General features: G+C 61.0%; 11 protein-coding genes and 7 pseudogenes. 14 read left to right on the top strand and 4 right to left on the bottom strand.

Translation table 11 applies throughout. The features are described from left to right. The first annotated feature begins 19 nt into the window (after positions 1–19). The 3 genes and pseudogenes from N7E02_RS13645 to N7E02_RS13635 all read left to right on the top strand — a co-directional run bounded on the left by N7E02_RS13645 (position 20) and on the right by N7E02_RS13635 (position 3300). Positions 20–1213: an MFS transporter gene (locus tag N7E02_RS13645; protein WP_286582518.1), complete on the top strand. Its 1194-nt coding sequence runs from the start codon at positions 20–22 to the stop codon at positions 1211–1213. A gap of 98 nt (positions 1214–1311) precedes the next feature. After that, a pseudogene (ispG, locus tag N7E02_RS13640) lies at positions 1312–2565 on the top strand (flavodoxin-dependent (E)-4-hydroxy-3-methylbut-2-enyl-diphosphate synthase). Between the two features lie 75 nt (positions 2566–2640). Continuing rightward, positions 2641–3300, top strand: coding sequence for a YiaD family glycine zipper/OmpA-like lipoprotein (locus N7E02_RS13635; RefSeq protein WP_286582516.1), 660 nt, complete (start codon positions 2641–2643; stop codon positions 3298–3300). Between the two features lie 96 nt (positions 3301–3396). On the opposite strand, the pseudogene N7E02_RS13630 reads toward N7E02_RS13635, so the two are convergent. Continuing rightward, positions 3397–4319, bottom strand: a pseudogene (locus N7E02_RS13630) (polyprenyl synthetase family protein). 128 nt (positions 4320–4447) lie between these two features. On the opposite strand from N7E02_RS13630, the gene mtgA reads away from it, so the two are divergent. The 3 genes from mtgA to rpmF all read left to right on the top strand — a co-directional run bounded on the left by mtgA (position 4448) and on the right by rpmF (position 6288). Beyond that, a complete protein-coding gene (gene mtgA, locus N7E02_RS13625; RefSeq protein ID WP_374730692.1) occupies positions 4448–5197 on the top strand; it encodes a monofunctional biosynthetic peptidoglycan transglycosylase in 750 nt (249 codons plus the stop codon). Positions 5198–5264: 67 nt separating this feature from the next. Continuing rightward, positions 5265–5924 carry a glutathione S-transferase family protein gene (locus N7E02_RS13620; RefSeq protein WP_286582512.1) on the top strand — a complete coding sequence of 220 codons (660 nt, stop codon included), beginning with the start codon at positions 5265–5267 and terminating at the stop codon, positions 5922–5924. Between the two features lie 178 nt (positions 5925–6102). Then, positions 6103–6288 carry a 50S ribosomal protein L32 gene (rpmF, locus tag N7E02_RS13615; protein WP_092999643.1) on the top strand — a complete coding sequence of 62 codons (186 nt, stop codon included), beginning with the start codon at positions 6103–6105 and terminating at the stop codon, positions 6286–6288. 93 nt (positions 6289–6381) lie between these two features. On the opposite strand, the pseudogene phaR reads toward rpmF, so the two are convergent. Next, positions 6382–6976: pseudogene (gene phaR / locus N7E02_RS13610) on the bottom strand (polyhydroxyalkanoate synthesis repressor PhaR). A 232-nt stretch (positions 6977–7208) separates the two neighbouring features. Between phaR and N7E02_RS13605 the strand changes: the two are divergent. Together N7E02_RS13605 and phbB are read left to right on the top strand one after the other, a co-directional pair. Next, positions 7209–8389, top strand: a pseudogene (locus N7E02_RS13605) (acetyl-CoA C-acetyltransferase). 60 nt (positions 8390–8449) lie between these two features. Further along, a pseudogene (gene phbB / locus N7E02_RS13600) lies at positions 8450–9174 on the top strand (acetoacetyl-CoA reductase). Between the two features lie 262 nt (positions 9175–9436). On the opposite strand, the gene N7E02_RS13595 reads toward phbB, so the two are convergent. Continuing rightward, positions 9437–9691: a YMGG-like glycine zipper-containing protein gene (locus N7E02_RS13595; protein ID WP_092999639.1), complete on the bottom strand. Its 255-nt coding sequence runs from the start codon at positions 9689–9691 to the stop codon at positions 9437–9439. Positions 9692–9725: 34 nt separating this feature from the next. Then, positions 9726–9881 carry a DUF3309 family protein gene (locus N7E02_RS13590; protein ID WP_092999638.1) on the bottom strand — a complete coding sequence of 52 codons (156 nt, stop codon included), beginning with the start codon at positions 9879–9881 and terminating at the stop codon, positions 9726–9728. A gap of 503 nt (positions 9882–10384) precedes the next feature. On the opposite strand from N7E02_RS13590, the pseudogene N7E02_RS13585 reads away from it, so the two are divergent. From N7E02_RS13585 to N7E02_RS13560, 6 genes and pseudogenes are all read left to right on the top strand, one after another. Further along, positions 10385–13539: pseudogene (locus N7E02_RS13585) on the top strand (helicase-related protein). A 13-nt stretch (positions 13540–13552) separates the two neighbouring features. Next, positions 13553–13978, top strand: a complete 426-nt coding sequence (locus N7E02_RS13580) for an Hsp15 family ribosome-associated heat shock protein (RefSeq protein ID WP_286582507.1) — start codon at positions 13553–13555, stop codon at positions 13976–13978. Positions 13979–14168: 190 nt separating this feature from the next. Then, positions 14169–14507: a ferredoxin FdxA gene (fdxA, locus tag N7E02_RS13575; RefSeq protein WP_286582504.1), complete on the top strand. Its 339-nt coding sequence runs from the start codon at positions 14169–14171 to the stop codon at positions 14505–14507. Between the two features lie 199 nt (positions 14508–14706). After that, positions 14707–15900 (top strand): acyl-CoA dehydrogenase family protein, encoded by a 1194-nt coding sequence (locus tag N7E02_RS13570; protein ID WP_286582503.1) that lies wholly within the window; start codon positions 14707–14709, stop codon positions 15898–15900. A gap of 589 nt (positions 15901–16489) precedes the next feature. Beyond that, a complete protein-coding gene (locus tag N7E02_RS13565) occupies positions 16490–17062 on the top strand; it encodes a CarD family transcriptional regulator (protein WP_286583815.1) in 573 nt (190 codons plus the stop codon). A 281-nt stretch (positions 17063–17343) separates the two neighbouring features. Continuing rightward, a pseudogene (locus N7E02_RS13560) lies at positions 17344–18209 on the top strand (RNA polymerase factor sigma-32). Positions 18210–18300: the final 91 nt, after the last annotated feature.

Below are 18300 nucleotides of genomic sequence, written 5' to 3'. Positions count from 1 at the left end.
CATCACGAGGAAACACCCCATGAGCCAGTCCGATGCCGAAAGGGCGAGCCGTCCACTCGCGTCCTACATGACGCGGGAGAGGCTCGGTGTCTCGCTGCTGTTCCTGATGAACGGCTTCATGATCGGCTCCTGGGCACCGAAAATTCCGGAATTCGCCTCGCGGCTCGACCTCAGCGAAAAGGCGCTGGGGCTGATGATCCTCGCCTTCGGCCTCGGTTCGATCATCATGATGCCGATCGCCGGCAGCCAGATCGCCCGTTTCGGCTCCAGCACCGTGTCCAAGTTTGCCGCGGTGCTTCTGACGCCGATGCTTCTTCTGCTTTCGTTGGCAGGCGATGTCTGGAGTGGGGCGGTGGCGATCTCGCTGTTCGGCGGGCTGATCGGCGCGATGGACGTGGCGATGAATGCCAATGCGGTGGCGACGGAAAAGCATATGCGCCGTTCCATCATGTCGTCCTGCCACGCCTTCTGGAGCCTAGGCGGTCTGCTCGGTGCGTCGACCGGCGGTTTTCTCATCCAATCGCTCGGCGTTTCCGCCCATGCCATCGTGGTGACGCTGGTTGCCGCTTTGATGATCGTCGTCGCCTGGCAGGCCGTGCTGCATGATGCACCGCATCCCGATGAGCAGAAGGACGAAGCGCATAGCCGCCTGCCGCGTTCTGCGCTTCCCTGGCTGATCGGCATGGTGGCGCTGTTCTGCATGGTGCCGGAAGGCGCGATCCTCGATTGGGGTGCGCTTTACCTGCGCAACGAACTCGGCGCGTCGGTGGCGCTGTCCGGTTTTGCCTTCGCGGGCTTTTCCTTCACCATGGCGGTGATGCGCTTTGCCGGTGACATCATCCGCGATCGGCTCGGCGCGGTCAGGACACTGCGGATCTGCGGAATGATTGCAATCGCCGGTCTGCTCTTGATCGGCATTGCGCCGAGCGCACCGGTGGCGATCGCCGGCTTTGCGCTGGCCGGTATCGGCATTTCCAACATGGTGCCGATCGCCTTTTCCGCCGCCGGCAACCTGCCGGGCATGGCGGCGGGCGTCGGTCTGTCGGTCGTCACGACCATGGGGTATTCGGGCATCCTGCTTGCGCCGTCGCTGATCGGCTTCGTTGCCGAGCATACCGGCCTGGGGCCGATCTTCCTGGTGCTCTCCGCCTTCCTTGTCGTTGTCCTGCTGCTCTCCCGGCTTGCGCGGCATGCGGACGGAGCGCATCATTGATCGGTGTGCCGTAAAACTGACAAAGCTCGATGGTTGACAAGCGGCAATGCATACGCCACCTGAAATGCAACTCCGCTTGAAGGCACCTGGAAGCGACCATGACATCACCCATCGACTTTGATCCGAAGCCGCGCCGCCATACCGTTGCGGTCGATGTGGGCGGGGTGATCGTCGGCGGTGGTGCGCCGGTCGTCGTACAGTCGATGACCAATACGGACACGGCCGACATCGATCTCGACCGTCGCCCAGGTGGCGGCCCTCTACAAGGCCGGTTCGGAAATCGTGCGCATCACAGTTGATCGCGACGAAAGCGCTGCCGCCGTGCCGAAGATCCGTGAACGTCTTCTACGTCTCGGCATGGACGTGCCTCTCGTCGGTGATTTCCATTATATCGGCCACAAGCTGCTGTCCGATCATCCGGCCTGCGCCGAGGCGCTTGCGAAATATCGCATCAATCCGGGCAATGTCGGGTTCAAGGACAAGAAGGACAAGCAGTTCGGCGACATCATCGAGATGGCGATCCGCTACGACAAGCCGGTCCGTATCGGAGTCAACTGGGGTTCGCTCGATCAGGATCTGCTCACCACGCTGATGGACCGCAATGCGGATGCCGGCTCGCCGCTTTCCGCCCGTCAGGTCATGCATGAGGCGATCGTGCAGTCGGCGCTGATCTCGGCGGAGCTTGCCGAATCGATCGGCCTGCCGCGCAACCGCATCATTCTGTCGGCAAAGGTCAGCCAGGTTCAGGATCTGATTGCCTGCTACTCGATGCTGGCCGAACGGTCGAACCATGCGCTGCATCTTGGTCTCACCGAGGCCGGCATGGGGTCGAAGGGCATCGTCGCCTCGTCGGCCGCGATGGGTTACGTGCTGCAGCACGGCATCGGCGACACGATCCGCGTCTCGCTGACGCCCGAGCCGAACGGCGACCGCACCAAGGAAGTGCAGGTGGCTCAGGAAATCCTGCAGGTCATGGGTTTCCGCCAGTTCATCCCTGTCGTTGCCGCTTGTCCCGGCTGCGGTCGCACGACCTCGACCGTCTTCCAGGAACTGGCCCAGAAGATCCAGGCCGATATCCGCAAGAACATGCCAGTCTGGCGGGAAAAATATCCGGGCGTCGAGGCATTGAACGTCGCGGTTATGGGCTGCATCGTCAACGGCCCGGGGAGAGCAAGCATGCCGATATCGGCATTTCGCTGCCGGGCACCGGCGAGACGCCGTCCGCCCCGATCTTCATCGACGGCAAGAAGGCGATGACGCTGAAGGGGCCGAACATTGCGGGAGACTTCGAGAAGCTGGTCATCGACTATATCGAGAACCGCTTCGGCCAGAACCGGACCGCCGCCGAGTAATCAATCCCTCTTTCCTCGTTTCGCCGCATTTCGTGTTAAGGAAGTGCGACCACCTAGGACGGGGAAACGATTCGAATGCTCAAGAAATTTGCCATCGTCGCGCTGGCCGCGACCTTCCTTTCCGCTTGCACCACGACCGACCCTTACACGGGCGAGCAGAAGGTTTCCAACACGGCCGGAGGCGCCGCGATCGGTGCCGGTCTCGGCGCAGTTGGCGGCCTGCTGATCGGCGGCGGCAACAAGGGCCGTAATGCGCTCATCGGTGCCGCGATCGGCGGTCTCGCCGGCGGCGCGATCGGCAACTACATGGACCGCCAGGAAGCCGAACTGCGCCAACAGCTGCAGGGAACCGGCGTATCGGTAACCCGTCAGGGCGATCGTATCATTCTCAACATGCCGTCGAATGTCACTTTCGCAACCGACCAGGACCAGGTCATCCCGCCGTTCTATGCGACGCTCGATTCGGTTGCGATCGTGCTCAACAAGTTCGGCAAGACCTATATCGACGTGAACGGCCATACCGACTCGACCGGCAGCGTGCAGCATAACCAGGGCCTGTCGGAGCGCCGTGCAGCCTCTGTCGCCAACTATCTCGGTGGCCGCGGTGTCGACCAGCGCCGTATCTCCACCATGGGCTTCGGCCCGTCGCAGCCGATCGCTTCCAATGCAACGCCGGAAGGCCGCGCCCAGAACCGCCGCGTCGAAGTGGCAATCGCGCCGATCGAACAGAACTGATCCGCGTCACGCGGTATTAGCGAGACATCAAAAGCCCCGCGCGTCTTTCACGATGCGCGGGGCTTTCGCGTTTCAGGGATGTAGCTCAGATGCCGATCAGCTGGTGCGATCGGCGATGAAACGCGCCGCCTGCTGCAATATGGCAGCCTTGCCGCCGTAAGGCGAGAGAAGCTCGACGGCTTCGTCTGTCAGCGCATCCAGCTGCGTCTCGGCCCACTCCATGCCGTGCAGGCCGACCAGCGTGCCCTTGCCGCGACCGGCATCCTTGCCAGCGGCCTTGCCGAGCGTTGCGGCATCGGAGGTCACGTCGAGGAGGTCATCGGCGAGCTGGAAGGCAAGGCCGATCTTTTCGCCGAAGGTCCGCATCCGCTTGCGGTCTTCATCCGAAGTGCCGGCGATGATCGGGCCGGCCTCGCAGGCGAAGCGCAGGAGCGCGCCAGTCTTCATCGACTGGAGAGTGCGGATGCCCTGCTCGTCGGGCGCGTTTTTTCGGCCGCGAGATCGAGCGCCTGGCCGCCGGCCATGCCGCCGATGCCGGCTGCGCGGGCGAGAAGGAGCGTCAGCTGTACCTTGCGCTCGGCTGCCAGTTCCGTCTCCGGGGCGGCGATGATGTCGAAGGCATAGGTCAGCAGGCTGTCGCCGGCGAGGATGGCTGTTGCCTCGTCGAAGGCCTTGTGCACGGTCGGCTGGCCGCGCCGCAGATCGTCATCGTCCATGGCGGGAAGGTCGTCATGGATCAGCGAATAGCAGTGCAGGCATTCGAGCGCCGCGCCGATGCGCAGGGCAGCCTGGTGTTCGGCGCCGAACAGGGCCGCACTCTCGACGACGAGAAAGGGCCGGAGCCGCTTGCCGCCGTTCAGCGTGCCATGGCGCATCGCGGCCAGGAGATTTTCCGGCCTGACGATCTCGTCACTTGCGGCATCCGGCGACAGCAGTGCCATCAGCAGGTCCTGCGTCTCGGCGGCGCTGGCCCTCAGGCGGCTTTCGAAGGATGTCAGCTCGGTGATCTCTGTGTCCATGGGGCGCTGTTTTGCACGCCCTTAGACCGCTGGCAACGGGATTCACCACCCCACAGGAAGTTTTGGAGCGAGACTCGTCACAAGGCGTTAGAGTGGCTATGAACGTCATGGGCCATGGGAAATAGCACTTGGACATCACGCCGGATCGAAGAGCCGACGAAAAGGAGGAGCCCGCCATGCCGAGAAGGCTGAAGGCGGGATCGCTTTCGCATATCGCAAGGGGCGCCGTCACTGTGCTCGTCGTGCTTCTGGTCCTGCCCTACCTGCTCATTCCCGTCTACGCGCTGCCGTTCACCCGGCCGGTCTCGACGCTGATGCTGTCGGAGCTTTTCCTGCTGCGCGGCTATGACCGGCAATGGGTTGATCTGGATGAGATCTCGCCCAATCTCGTGCGCGCCGTGATGATGTCGGAGGATGGACAGTTCTGCGCCCATGGCGGCGTCGACTGGGTGCAGATGCGCGGTGTGGTGCAGGATGCGCTTGACGGCGAACAGACCCGTGGTGCCAGCACCATCTCGATGCAGACCGCCAAGAACCTGTTCCTCTGGAACGGCCGCTTCTTCGTCAGGAAGATCCTGGAACTGCCGCTCGCCATGACCTCGGATTTCGTCTGGTCGAAGCGGCGAATGATGGAAATCTATCTCAACGTCGCCGAATGGGGCCCGGGCATCTACGGCGCCGAGGCTGCCGCGCAATATCACTTCAAGACGAGTGCGGCGAAGCTCTCCAGCAGCCAGGCGGCGCTTCTGGCGGTGGCATTGCCCAATCCGTTCACCCGCGTTGCCAGCAAGCCGGGCCGCGGTATGAGGCGCCTAGCCAATATCGTCGAACGCCGGGCGCGTAGTTCAGGCGAATATATCAAATGCATTTATGACTAGGTTCTGAGCTTTTCATTGGAGGCTTTCAGTCGCTGCCTGTAGCGTGGCGACACATCCGGAGGCTGCCATGACCGAGCTTACTCTCTATATCGCCAACAAGAACTATTCGTCCTGGTCGTTGCGGCCGTGGATCGCGATGACGGCGGTGGGCGTGCCGTTTCGCGAGGTTCTGATCCCCTTCGACGACCCTGCGGGAAATCCGAGATTCAAGGAGATCTCGCCGACCGGTCGCGTGCCTGTGCTGCATCAAGGGGATATCCGGGTGTGGGAATCGCTGGCGATCATCGAATATGTCGCGGAGCTTTATCCGGATAAGCGGATCTGGCCTGAGGCTCCCGCGGATCGCGCGGTCGCCCGATCGGTCTCCATGGAAATGCTCTCCGGCTTCCGGGCGCTGCGCAATGCCTGCCCGATGAACATGCGCCGGCCGAAGGGAAGGCTCGATCTGGCGCAGGATGTGAAAGCGGGCGTCGATGCCGATGTCTCGCGCATATCGACAGTGTGGAAAGAGCTGCTGGCGCGTTCGGGCGGGCCGTTCCTGTTCGGCGATTTCTGTGCTGCGGACGCGATGTTTGCGCCCGTCATCAACCGTTTCGAGGCCTATGAGCTGGTGACGGATCAGGCGGTGCTGGATTATATGGCGGCGATGAAGGGACATCCGGCTTGGAAAGCATGGGAAACGGCAGCGCTTGCCGAGCCGTGGATCGTCCCGGAGGACGAGGCCTAGGCGTCTGGCGGGCAGGTTTGAAAATGAGTCGCCGCGTTGACGAAAAAATGCGGCCGGGGACTGGTCAACAGCCTGATAGGCATGTATAAGCCGGCCCAATTTCCGAGATCGAGACGTGATGGGTTCGGCCTCACTAGGCCCGGATGATCACTGTTCTGCACGAAGTGGAGTAACGAAAATGGCAGTACCGAAGAGAAAAGTTAGCCCGTCCAAGCGCGGTATGCGCCGCTCCGCCGACGCGCTCAAGACCCCGACCTATGTCGAAGACAAGAACTCCGGCGAACTTCGCCGTCCGCACCACATCGACCTGAAGACCGGCATGTACCGCGGTCGCCAGGTTCTGACGCCGAAGGAAAGCGCATAAGCGTTTGACTTGAGTGCGCATGCTTTAAAGGCCGGTTTGACCGGCCTTTTTTGTTGCGCGCTTTTCAGATGTGACGACAGAGTTCCGACGGCATCATGCGCCCAGGCTGTCGAGCCTGCTCTGCAGCGAGCGAAGCTGTTCCTTCAGGTCGTCGATATCCTTCGCATCCGCCTTGCGGGACGAGGATGCCGATGGCGCCGGCGGGACGGGGGCGGCTGCAAAGGGGTAAACATCTGCACGGCCTGGCGGAACATCTCGGTGTTGCGGCGCACCTGATCCTCCATCATCTGCATCGGAACCTGCAGGTTCTTGCCGAGCGGAGTTTCGCCGAAGGCCCGCGTCACATGCTCACGCATCTGCACCTGCTGGTCGGTAAAGGCCTGCATCGACTGTTCGAGATAGGTCGGCACAACCATCTGCATCTGGTCGCCGTAGAACGAGATCAGCTGGCGCAGGAATGACACCGGCAGAAGGGTGTTTCCCGTCTTCGATTCCTGTTCGAAGATGATCTGTGTCAGGACGGAATGGGTGATGTCTTCGCCGGTCTTGGCGTCCTGGACGGAGAATTCCTCCCCTTCTTCACCATCTTGGCGAGATCTTCCAGGGTCACATAGGTGCTTGTGCCGGTATTATACAGCCGCCGGTTGGCGTATTTCTTGATAATCGTTTCGCCTTCGGCTTTTGCCATGGCTCTACCTCCCTAAGAATCATTTTTTGATTTTTCGGGCTTGCGCCCTTCTCCCAAGGGAAATGTAAGCCCAAATCAGGGGTGGAGACAATGATTTTGTGCGGCGCGGCGATATTCTTGTTGCGCAGCAAATTTTGCGAGATCACCCGGCCTACGTGTGCGAGCCATGGGTGGTTTGACACCTCGGGCAAGCTTTGACAGTCTCCGCGCAAAGAATTTCGGAGGAAGCCCCTTGTCCACACCATCGATCGTCATCGCATCCGCCGGCCGCACGGCCGTCGGCTCGTTCAACGGCGCTTTTGCCAATGTCGCGGCGCATGAACTCGGCGCCGTCGCCATCAAGGAGCGCTGGCGCGGGCGGGCGTCGAGGCATCCGAGGTGGACGAGGTCATTCTCGGCCAGGTCCTGCCGGCCGGCGAGGGGCAGAACCCGGCGCGCCAGGCGGCGATGAAGGCCGGCGTGCCGCAGGAAGCAACGTCCTGGGGCGTCAACCAGCTCTGCGGCTCGGGTCTGCGTGCAGTCGCACTCGGCATGCAGCAGATCGCGATGGGTGATGCGAAGATCATCGTGGCCGGCGGCCAGGAATCCATGTCGATGGCACCGCATTGCGCGCACTTACGCGGCGGCGTGAAGATGGGCGACTTCAAGATGATCGATACGATGATCAAGGACGGCCTGACCGACGCCTTCTATGGCTATCATATGGGGATCACGGCAGAAAACATCGCCCGCCAGTGGCAGCTTTCGCGCGAGGAGCAGGACCAGTTTGCGGTCTCGTCGCAGAACAAGGCCGAGGCGGCGCAGGCTGCGGGCCGCTTCAAGGACGAAATCCTGCCTTTCGTCATCCAGACCCGCAAGGGCGACGTGACGGTCGACCAGGACGAATATATCCGCGCCGGCGCGACGCTGGACGCGATGGCGAAGCTTCGCCCGGCTTTCGACAAGGAAGGCACGGTGACGGCCGGCAACGCGTCCGGCCTCAACGACGGTGCAGCAGCCGTGGTGCTGATGACCGAGGAAGAGGCGCAGCGCCGGGGCATACAGCCTTTGGCGCGCATCGCGTCGTGGGCGACGGCGGGCGTCGATCCGCAGATCATGGGCACCGGCCCGATCCCGGCCTCCCGCAAGGCGCTGGAAAAGGCGGGCTGGAAGGTCGGCGATCTCGGGCTCGTCGAGGCGAACGAGGCCTTTGCGGCGCAGTCCTGTGCCGTCAGCCGCGATCTCGGCTTCGATCCCGCCATGGTCAACGTCAATGGCGGCGCGATCGCCATCGGCCATCCGATCGGTGCTTCCGGTGCGCGCATCCTCAACACGCTTTTGTTCGAGATGCAGCGTCGCGGAACCGCCAAGGGATTGGCGACGCTATGCATCGGTGGCGGAATGGGGGTCGCCATGTGCGTCGAACGTCTCTAATTAGAGGCGGATACGATAATGGCCGGCCACAAGATCGGCCGAGAATGACAGGGAGGATCGATGGGACGAGTTGCTCTCGTTTCCGGCGGAACGCGCGGCATCGGAGAAGCGATCTCCGTTGCGCTGCAGGAGGCCGGATACACCGTCGCTGCAAGCTATCACGGCAATGACGAAAAGGCTGCCGAATTCCACACGACGACCGGCATTCCGGTGTTCAAGTGGGACGTGTCGGACTACGACGCCTGCGTTTCGGGTATTGCCCTGGTGGAAGAGCGGCTCGGGCCGATCGACATTCTCGTCAACAATGCCGGCATCACGCGCGATGGCATGTTCCACAAGATGACCCTCGCTCAGTGGAACGAGGTCATCGGCACCAACCTCAATGGCCTCTTCAACATGACCCACCCGGTCTGGCCCGGCATGCGCGAGCGCGGCTTCGGACGGATCATCAACATCTCGTCGATCAATGCCCAGAAGGGGCAGGCGGGGCAGGTAAACTATTCCGCCTCCAAGGCCGGCGATCTCGGCTTTACCAAGGCGCTGGCGCTCGAGGGGCGTCCCGCAACATCACAGTCAATGCGATTTGCCCCGGCTATACCGCGACCGACATGGTGCGCGCCATTCCGCAGGCGGTGCTGGAGGAGAAGATCCTGCCGCAGATTCCGGTCAAGCGGCTGGGACTGCCGGAGGATGTTGCGCGCTGCGTGGTGTTTCTCGCCTCGGACGATGCGGGCTTCATCACCGGCTCGACATTAAGCGCCAATGGCGGCCAGCATATGGAGTGAGGAAGCCGATTGGCTTTCCCGACACGGGAAGATGCTGCCGTTAACGATTGAACAGCGACGCAGCCATGCTTATCCACAGTCGCTATGGTTTAAAAATCATTAAACATCAACATGTTGTCGGGAACGAAGCATGAAGATCGCAGCGTCGCCGATTCGTCGATGATTCGTTCCTTATTTGATCGGCCGCTGATTTAGCCTCCCAAAAGTTAAGGCCGGATGCGATTTCTCGCTCCGGCCTCGTCTTTCATTAACGCGTTCGCGTTTAGCGGCAACGTGCCTCGTAGGTGCGGCCGTAACGGTCACGATAGACGCAATAGCCCTGGCGCTTCTGGGATTCGCCGATAGCTGCGCCGACGAGGCCGCCACCGACGGCGCCTACTGCAGCACCACCCCAGCTGTTGGTCACGGCGCCGCCGATAACGGCACCCGATGCTGCGCCAATTGCGGTTCCCTTCTCCGTCGACGTGCAGGATGCCAGGGTGCCGACGAGCGCGGCGATCAGCATAATCTTTTTCATTTCTCGGTTTCCTTCCCTTCCAAAGTTAAACCTATCAGATCCTGCCCAAGAGCAGCAGGATGATGATGATGAGAACGACGAGCCCCAAACCACCGGACGGGCCATAGCCCCAACCCCGGCTGTAGCCCCAATTGGGCAAAGCGCCAATCAAGAGCAGGATGAGTATGACGAGCAATACCGTTCCGAGCATGGTCTTATCTCCACTTCCCTGAAGCCGGGATGAATTTCGCGGTGACAACGTGAGGCGGGAACTTTTGTTCCATGGTGACTAAAAAGCCTGCATTCACACGTTGTTACGGTGCGTTAACGGAGCGCCGCCTGTTGGTGGCCCGCTATTCGTACATACGATGGAAATGAATCTGCCTGCTCGTTGACTCTTTGCGTGAAACGAGTCCTGCGGTCCTTTTTGCTGCGATTCGATCTGAATCATGAGGAGGCACAAGATAAGGTGTTTTTCATCCTCTCTGCGGCCATATATTGTGAGAACGGAGGGTGAATCTGGCGAGTCTCTATTTCGTCGCTGATTCGTTCGCATCTGTTCCTGCGGCTCAAGACGCCGGCGCGAGATCGTCGGGAGAGCCTGCTTTTCCACTTGCGTTTGGCCTGCCGTATCGCCATGTGTGGCGAAACTCCGGGCGTTCCGACGCACGCGATGTTTAAAGGACGCGGAACTTCGCTTTGAATTCTCAGCCGATGATCTTCAGCGGGCGTGGCGTTACTGCCGTACTCGGCCCGACAAACACCGGAAAGACGCATTACGCGATCGAACGCATGGTGGCGCATGGCTCCGGCGTGATCGGTCTGCCGCTGCGTCTTCTGGCGCGTGAGGTTTATACACGGCTGGTCGAGAAGGTGGGGCACCACAATGTCGCGCTGATCACTGGCGAAGAAAAGATCACGCCGCATATGGCCCGCTACTCGGTCTGCACCGTCGAAGCGATGCCGCGCGAGACAAAGGCCTCGTTCGTCGCGATCGACGAAGTGCAGCTCGCCGGCGATCTCGAGCGCGGCCATATATTCACCGACCGCATTCTCAACCTGCGCGGCAAGGACGAGACGCTGCTGCTCGGCGCCGCAACGATGCGGCCGATCCTCGAAAGCCTGCTTCCCGGTATTACCATCGTCGAGCGACCGCGCCTGTCGCAGCTCTTCTACGCCGGTCAGAAGAAGATCACCCGCCTGCCGCAGCGTTCGGCCATCGTCGCCTTTTCGGCCGACGAGGTTTACGCGATTGCAGAATTGATCCGCCGCCAGCGTGGTGGCGCGGCCGTGGTGCTCGGCGCGCTCAGCCCGCGCACCCGCAATGCGCAGGTCGGGCTCTATCAGGAAGGCGATGTCGAATATCTGGTTGCCACCGATGCGATCGGCATGGGCCTCAATCTCGACGTCGACCATGTCGCCTTCGCTCAGGACCGCAAGTTCGACGGATACCAGTTCCGCAATCTCAATCCTGCCGAGATGGCGCAGATCGCCGGTCGCGCGGGCCGCCACCTGCGTGACGGCACGTTCGGGGTGACGGGCCAGGTGGCGCCGTTCGACGAAGAACTGGTGGAGCGGATCGAAGGTCATCACTTCGACAACGTCAAAGTTCTGCAATGGCGCTCGAAGAACCTGAGTTTCGCCTCGCTGCAGGATCTCAGGCGCAGCCTTGACGCCGCGCCCACGATACACGGACTGACGCGGGCGCTGCCGGCGACCGACAGCCAGGCGCTGGACCATCTTTCCCGCTATGCCGAAGTGCGCGATCTCGCGACTACCGCCGAGCGGGTCGAAAAGCTCTGGGACGCTTGCGCGCTCCCGGATTACCGCAGAATTGCACCTGCGCAGCACGCCGACCTTATTTCGACGCTTTTCTTCGATCTTGTGCGCCACGGCACGGTGAACGAGGACTTCATGGCGGAGCAAGTTCGACGTGCCGATCGTACTGATGGCGAGATCGACACCCTGTCTGCCCGGATCGCTCAGATCCGGACCTGGACTTATGTCTCTAACCGTCCCGGCTGGCTTGCTGATCCGACACACTGGCAAGAAAAGACGCGGGAAATAGAGGATAGGTTGTCGGACGCGCTACATGAAAGGTTGACGAAACGCTTTGTTGATCGCAGGACATCTGTGCTCATGAGGCGCCTGAGAGAGAATGCGATGCTGGAAGCTGAAATCAGTGTAAATGGCGATGTGTTTGTCGAAGGACATCACGTCGGACAATTGGCGGGCTTCCGCTTTACCCTTGCATCGGGCACGGAAGGCCCGGATGCGAAGGCTGTGCAGGCTGCTGCACAAAGGCGCTTGCGCTTGAATTCGAAGCGCGCGCTGCGCGTCTTTATGCATCCGGCAACAGCGATCTCGCCGTCGGTTCGGATGGTTCCGTCCGTTGGCTCGGCGAGCCCGTCGCGCGTCTGGCCGCAAGCGACCATGTCATGCGCCCGCGCGTCATCCTGTTGTCCGACGAACAGCTGACCGGCAATGCGCGCGAGCATGTGCTTGCCCGCATCGAACGCTTCGTCAATCATCATATCGCGACCGTCTTGAAGCCGCTCGACGACCTGTCCCGCGCCGAAGACCTGCAGGGTCTGGCGAAGGGCCTGGCCTTCCAGCTGGTCGAAAATCTCGGCGTGATGTTCCGTCGCGATGTCGCCGACGACGTGAAGTCGCTGGATCAGGATGCGCGCGCCTCGATGCGCCGCTACGGCATCCGCTTCGGAGCCTATCACGTCTTCATGCCGGCACTGTTGAAGCCGGCTCCGGCCGAACTCATCACACTTCTCTGGGCGCTGAAGAACGATGGCCTCGACAAGCCGGGCTATGGCGAACTCATTCCCGCTCTTGCAGCAGGTCGTACCTCGGTTGTCGCCGATCCGTCCTTCGAGCGGACCTTCTACAAGCTCGCCGGCTTCCGTTTCCTCGGCAAGCGGGCGGTACGCGTCGATATTCTCGAGCGTCTGGCTGATCTCATCCGTCCGCTGCTGCAGTGGAAGCCCGGCGCGACGCCGCGTCCGGAAGGTGCCTATGACGGCCGCCGCTTCACCGCGACGACCGCCATGCTCTCCATCCTCGGCGCAACGCCGGACGATATGGAAGAAATCCTGAAGGGCCTCGGCTACCGCGCTGATGCCGTGCCGGCCGAAGAAGCCCAGGCTCATCTTGTCAGCGTCGATGGCGCCGCAGCACCGGCTGCCGAGCCTGTTGCGGCGGAAGCTACGGCCTCCGAAGAAGCGGCCGAAGCTGCTCCGGCGGAAGCTGCATCAGCCGAAGCTACAGAGACCGGGACGGTTATCGAGAGCGTATCGGCGGACGCTGAGAACGCGTCGGAAGCGAGTGCCGAGACCGTTATCGAGACCGTTGTTGTTGCCGAAGCGCCTGTCGAGGCTGAAAAGTCTGCGGAACCCGAGGAGGCCAAGCCGGTTCTCCTCTGGCGACCGGGTGGTGGCCGCGAAAACAATCAGCGTGGCGGTCGTCCGCATGGTGACCGTCAGGGTGATCGCCGTGGTCATGGCGGCCAGCGCAATGCGGGTGCCGGTGGCGAAGACGCAGCCCAGGGACGCCGTGACGGTGGCCGTCGCGACGATCGTCGTGGTGGTGAAGGCCGGGGTGGCGAGGGACGTGGCGGCGAAGGCCGCGGCCAGGAAGCTCGTGGCGGACGCGATGGCAATCGTCGTCCCGATAATCGTGGTGACCGGCCGCCGCGCGGTGATCGCCACGAGGGCGGCCCGCGCAACGACCGGAACGATCGCAACAAGAATTCGCAGCCGGCGCGCTTCGAAGCCAAGCCCCCGCGCAAGGAAAAGCCGCTTGATCCAGATTCACCTTTCGCAAAGCTCGCTGCTCTCAAGGAGCAGATGAAGAAGTAAGAAGACTTCAGCCATGACGGAAAAGCCACAGACAGAGACGCGCCAGCGCATCGACAAGTGGCTTTTCTTCACGCGCATGGTGAAGTCGCGTTCGCTCGCCCAGGGTCTGCTCAACAGCGGCCATGTGAAGGTGAACGGCACCTCGATCCGCCAGCCTAGCTTTCAGGTCAAGACTGGTGACAGGGTCGAGCTTGCGCTTGAGCGCCGCGATATCATCCTCGTCGTCAAGTCTGGCGGCGAGCGCCGCGGCCCCTATGAAGAAGCCAAGCTGCTCTATGACGACCTGACGCCGCCGCGCGAAGAGACGGAACGGCTGACCGCGCTCGAACAGGCGCAGCGCATCAAGGGCAGCGGCCGGCCAACCAAGAAGGAACGGCGCGAGACCGATCGTCTCTTCCCCGACCCGGGCGGTTCGGCCGCCGATCCCTGGGACGATTAGAAAATCCACCTTCCAGCGCCGCTTTTTCGGAAAGCTTTATTCTTGCTAAGGCGCGGCAAAGGCATTACGTCACGTTCGAAAATGCCGGGTAGCCCGCCTCTGGTTCCAGCGGTTGCGTTGCTTGTCTCCGGCGCTTCCGGCCCGACTTTCCCAATCGGTGTCCTGATCAACGCGCTATGTGGAGTGCTTCATGACTTACGTCGTGACCGATAATTGTATCCGCTGCAAGTATACCGATTGTGTCGAGGTCTGCCCGGTCGATTGCTTCTACGAAGGTGAGAACTTCCTCGTCATCCATCCCGACGAATGCATCGATTGCGGCGTCTGCGAGCCGGAATGTCCCGCCGAGGCGATCAAGCCCGATACCGAGCCGGGGCTGGACAAGTGGCTGAAGATCAATTCCGAGTTCGCGCAGATCTGGCCTAACATCACGGTCAAGAAGGACGCGATGGAAGGCGCCAAGGAAGTCGACGGCGAAGAGGGCAAATACGAGAAGTATTTCTCCGCCGAGCCGGGGCAGGGTGACTGACCGGCCACCTGCCTGTGGCTTGCCGGCATAGCTCCTCCTCGGCATCTCGCCGCATCCGTTCAATGCTGCCGATCCTACATTTGAAACCTCTTCGCCCGGGCGTGCAATGAACGCGCTCTGGTAGACGGCAAAAACATGCTGGCAATTCCCTGGAAGGAGCCAGCAGATGAATTATGTCACAGCCGCAAATACGGGAGGCATGCGCAAGGCAGCTCCCTATCGTCCGGAACTCGTCGCAGCCGCGGAAGCCATCGCAGCAAACCTGCCCGACCGTCGGGAGGAGACCGACAGGCTCTGCAGGCTCCCCGACAGCACGATGCGGGAGTTGGAAGAGGCCCATCTCTTCGACATCATGAAGCCAGCCGCCTATGGTGGGCAGGAGGCTTCGCACCAGACCCTGATGGATTGCATCGTGGCGCTGTCCAAAGGAGACGGCGCCGTCGGCTGGACGGTTTCCCTGCTGAGCGGTGGCGCGTGGACACTCGCCGCATTGTATAATCAGGAGACTGCGCGAGACCTTTTCTCTTCTGGCGAGAATGTCCGCATGGCCGGTGCCTTCCAGCCTAAAAGAGCAAAGGTTCGGCGGACATCGGACGGCGTCATGATCGACAGCGGAACCTGGGGTTTTGCCAGTGGCATTCGCCATTCGAGCTGGGTCTTCCTGGGCTTGCCGCTTTTTGACGACGAGGGGAAGCTTGTAGGGCAATTGGGAGGGGCCATCCCCGTCTCGGACGTCCAGATACTCGACGATTGGGATACAATCGGATTGAGGGGGACGGGGAGCAACAGCGTTTCGGTCTTCGACACTTTCGTGCCGAATGCACGGCTCGTCAATTTTTCAGAGATCATGGCCGGGGAATACGCATATCTCCATCTGGAGAGCCATGCCCTCTATCGCCTTGCGCTCTTGCCGTTCTTCTCTACCAAGCTGTCCTTTGTCAGTCTCGGTATCGCGAAGGCCGTCATGGACGAATTCGCAGAATCGTCCATGCGTCGCGGGATCATCCACACCCAGTACGATAAGCAGAGCGAGGCCGCAGTCACGCATTTGCAGATCGGTGAGGCGAGCGCGAAGATCGAATGTGCCGAGTTGCTCCTGCGTAAATGCGTGCAGGATATGGATCACGCGGCTCTGAACGGCGCAGCGCTGTCGTTGATTACGCGCGCCACGATCCGTCGCGATGCAAGTTACGCTAACCAGCTAGCCCGCGAAGCCATCGAGATACTGGTGAACGCCTCGGGTGCTTCTTCTGCCTTCGCCAGCCATCCTCTCAACCGGTTGTGGCGCGATGCCCGTGTCGCCAGTCTGCATGCGGGTATAAACCCCGCTGCCGCGCTTGAACTCTATGGTCGCGTGCATTTGGGATTGGACCCGGGGACGCATATGTTATGAGGCAGATCGGCGCCGTCGGGTCGATGATCCGGCGGCGTACCACTCCGCCCGTCAATGATTGCAATGCGGTTCTCCAGTGTGCCCGGAGTGGCATTTTTACGCCGCCCGCATTCTGATGACTTGATTGGCAGAGTGAACTTGCTATCTGATTGAGGAGAAGGCTTGGGCCGCACGTTCTGCGATGTGGTCACGGCCACGTGCCGGAATGAGTGTGACGCTGTGATGCGTGGCTTCCGACCAGTCTTGATGCATTTGTAGGCACGGACTGGATAAGCGGTCTTTTGCACGCCGTGAAACCAAATTATTGATTTACGCACTTTTTTGTGGTAGAGAAGAGACACTGTTCCACAAAGCGGCACTGGCGTGCCCAAAAAACATCACGAAAGCAACAGGTCAGCATACGCGCTCTCCGTGACATTACAGCGTTTCATGTTGTCGGTCGCAGTTTAGCGATGGGATTTGTTTTTTCGTGCGCGTTTGGGCGGATCAGTATGGAGTGACCCGACGGTATCCCCCGTCTCATCCGGGCCTGACTGACCCGGTTTCCCCGACCCAGAGATGGGTGAGTAGAAGGGAGTTTTTGAAACGAATGACGACTCAGCAGAAAAAGAATTCCCCTGCACGCCAGGGCTTCAAGACCGGCGAATCGATCGTGTATCCGGCGCATGGCGTAGGTACGATCACCGCGATTGAAGAGCAAGAAGTAGCTGGCATGAAGCTTGAGCTTTTTGTCATCGACTTCGAAAAAGACAAGATGCGGCTCAAGGTTCCGGTTACCAAGGCCGTGACTATCGGCATGCGCAAGCTTTCGGAGACGGATTTCGTCGAACGTGCGCTCAAGGTCGTGCAGGGCAAAGCCCGCGTCAAGCGTACAATGTGGTCGCGTCGCGCCCAGGAATATGATGCCAAGATCAATTCCGGCGACCTGATCTCCATCGCAGAAGTGGTTCGTGATCTCTATCGCGCTGAAAACCAGCCGGAGCAGTCCTATTCCGAACGCCAGCTGTACGAAGCTGCGCTTGATCGGATGGCCCGCGAAATCGCCGCCGTCAACAAGATGTCGGAAACCGAAGCCGTTCGCCTCGTCGAGGTAAACCTGGCCAAGGGCCCAAAGCGTGGCAAGTCCCTGGATGAAGACGAGGCACAGGAAGAAGCTGCCTGATTCAGCTTGAAAATAAGCATGCAAAAAACCCGGCCTTGAGCCGGGTTTTTTTATTGGAACTTTTCTTTTTCTGTCGCGTTAACCCGCCGGAACGGCGAACTGATTGCTGCGTAACGCTGCCCTCGGTTCCCGTCAAAACGAGGGCGATCATGGCTATCCAGGTCGTCACAACCAGGGGGACGAAAGCAGCTCATCCGATCCTACGCCAGCATCCTTTCGGCTGCTTGTTTCCCGGTCATCCCGCTGTTTTTGTCAGACCAGAACCGTTGACGGAGAAGACGATGACAGCCATGTCCGCAGACCGCACGATGATCAAGATAGCGATGTCGGCTCCCTATCTCGCCCGCGAGGAGGAGCGAGATCTGGCAATTCGCTGGAAGGACGCGCAAGACCAGAATGCGCGCAACCAGATCGCGCTTGCTCATATGCGTCTGGTCATCGCCATGGCTTCGAAGTTCCGGGGCTTCGGCCTGCCGATGAGCGACCTTGTACAAGAAGGTTATGTAGGGCTGCTCGAAGCGGCGGCAAGGTTCGAACCGGAACGGGACGTACGTTTTTCAACCTATGCAAGCTGGTGGATCCGCGCTTCCATGCAGGATTACATCCTGCGCAACTGGTCAATCGTCCGTGGCGGCACCAGCTCCGCCCAAAGGCTCTCTTCTTCAATCTCCGCCGTCTTCGCGCCAAGCTTGCCCGCGGTGATTCCAACCTGACCGCCCGTGCCATCCACGAAGAGATCGCGGTTGCCCTCGGCGTCAGCGTTGCCGATGTGCAGACGATGGATGCGCGCCTTTCGGCCAATGACGCGTCGCTTCAGGCACCGACCATTGCCGGCGACAATGATAGCGGCGAACGTCTCGACATGCTGGAAAGCGGAGAACCTCTGCCGGACGAGCAGGTTTCGGGCATGATCGACGGTGAGCGCCGTTTGAAGTGGCTGCAGGGCGCCCTGACCAAGTTGAACGATCGCGAGAAGAAGATCATCCGCGCCCGCCGCCTGACCGATGACGGTGCGACGCTCGAAGCGCTCGGTGCCGAACTTGGTATTTCCAAGGAGCGTGTGCGCCAGATCGAAAGCCGCGCGATCGAGAAGCTGAAGTCGGCTCTCGTCTCCGCCAATCCGCAAATGGCTGCCGCCGCCTGCTGATATCGTTTTGCGCGAAATCCCGGCCGCGAGGCGCGCCGGGAAAATTGCACCGGGCGTAAGGCTTCCCGAGAACCGTCATCGGTGCCCAGGA

Origin of the sequence: Terrirhizobium terrae (assembly GCF_030323265.1) — a bacterium.
In the GTDB taxonomy this organism is placed as follows: Bacteria; Pseudomonadota; Alphaproteobacteria; order Rhizobiales; family Rhizobiaceae; genus Neorhizobium.
Note: the sequence above shows the minus strand (reverse complement) of the source record. Positions and strands in the feature narration are given on the sequence as shown.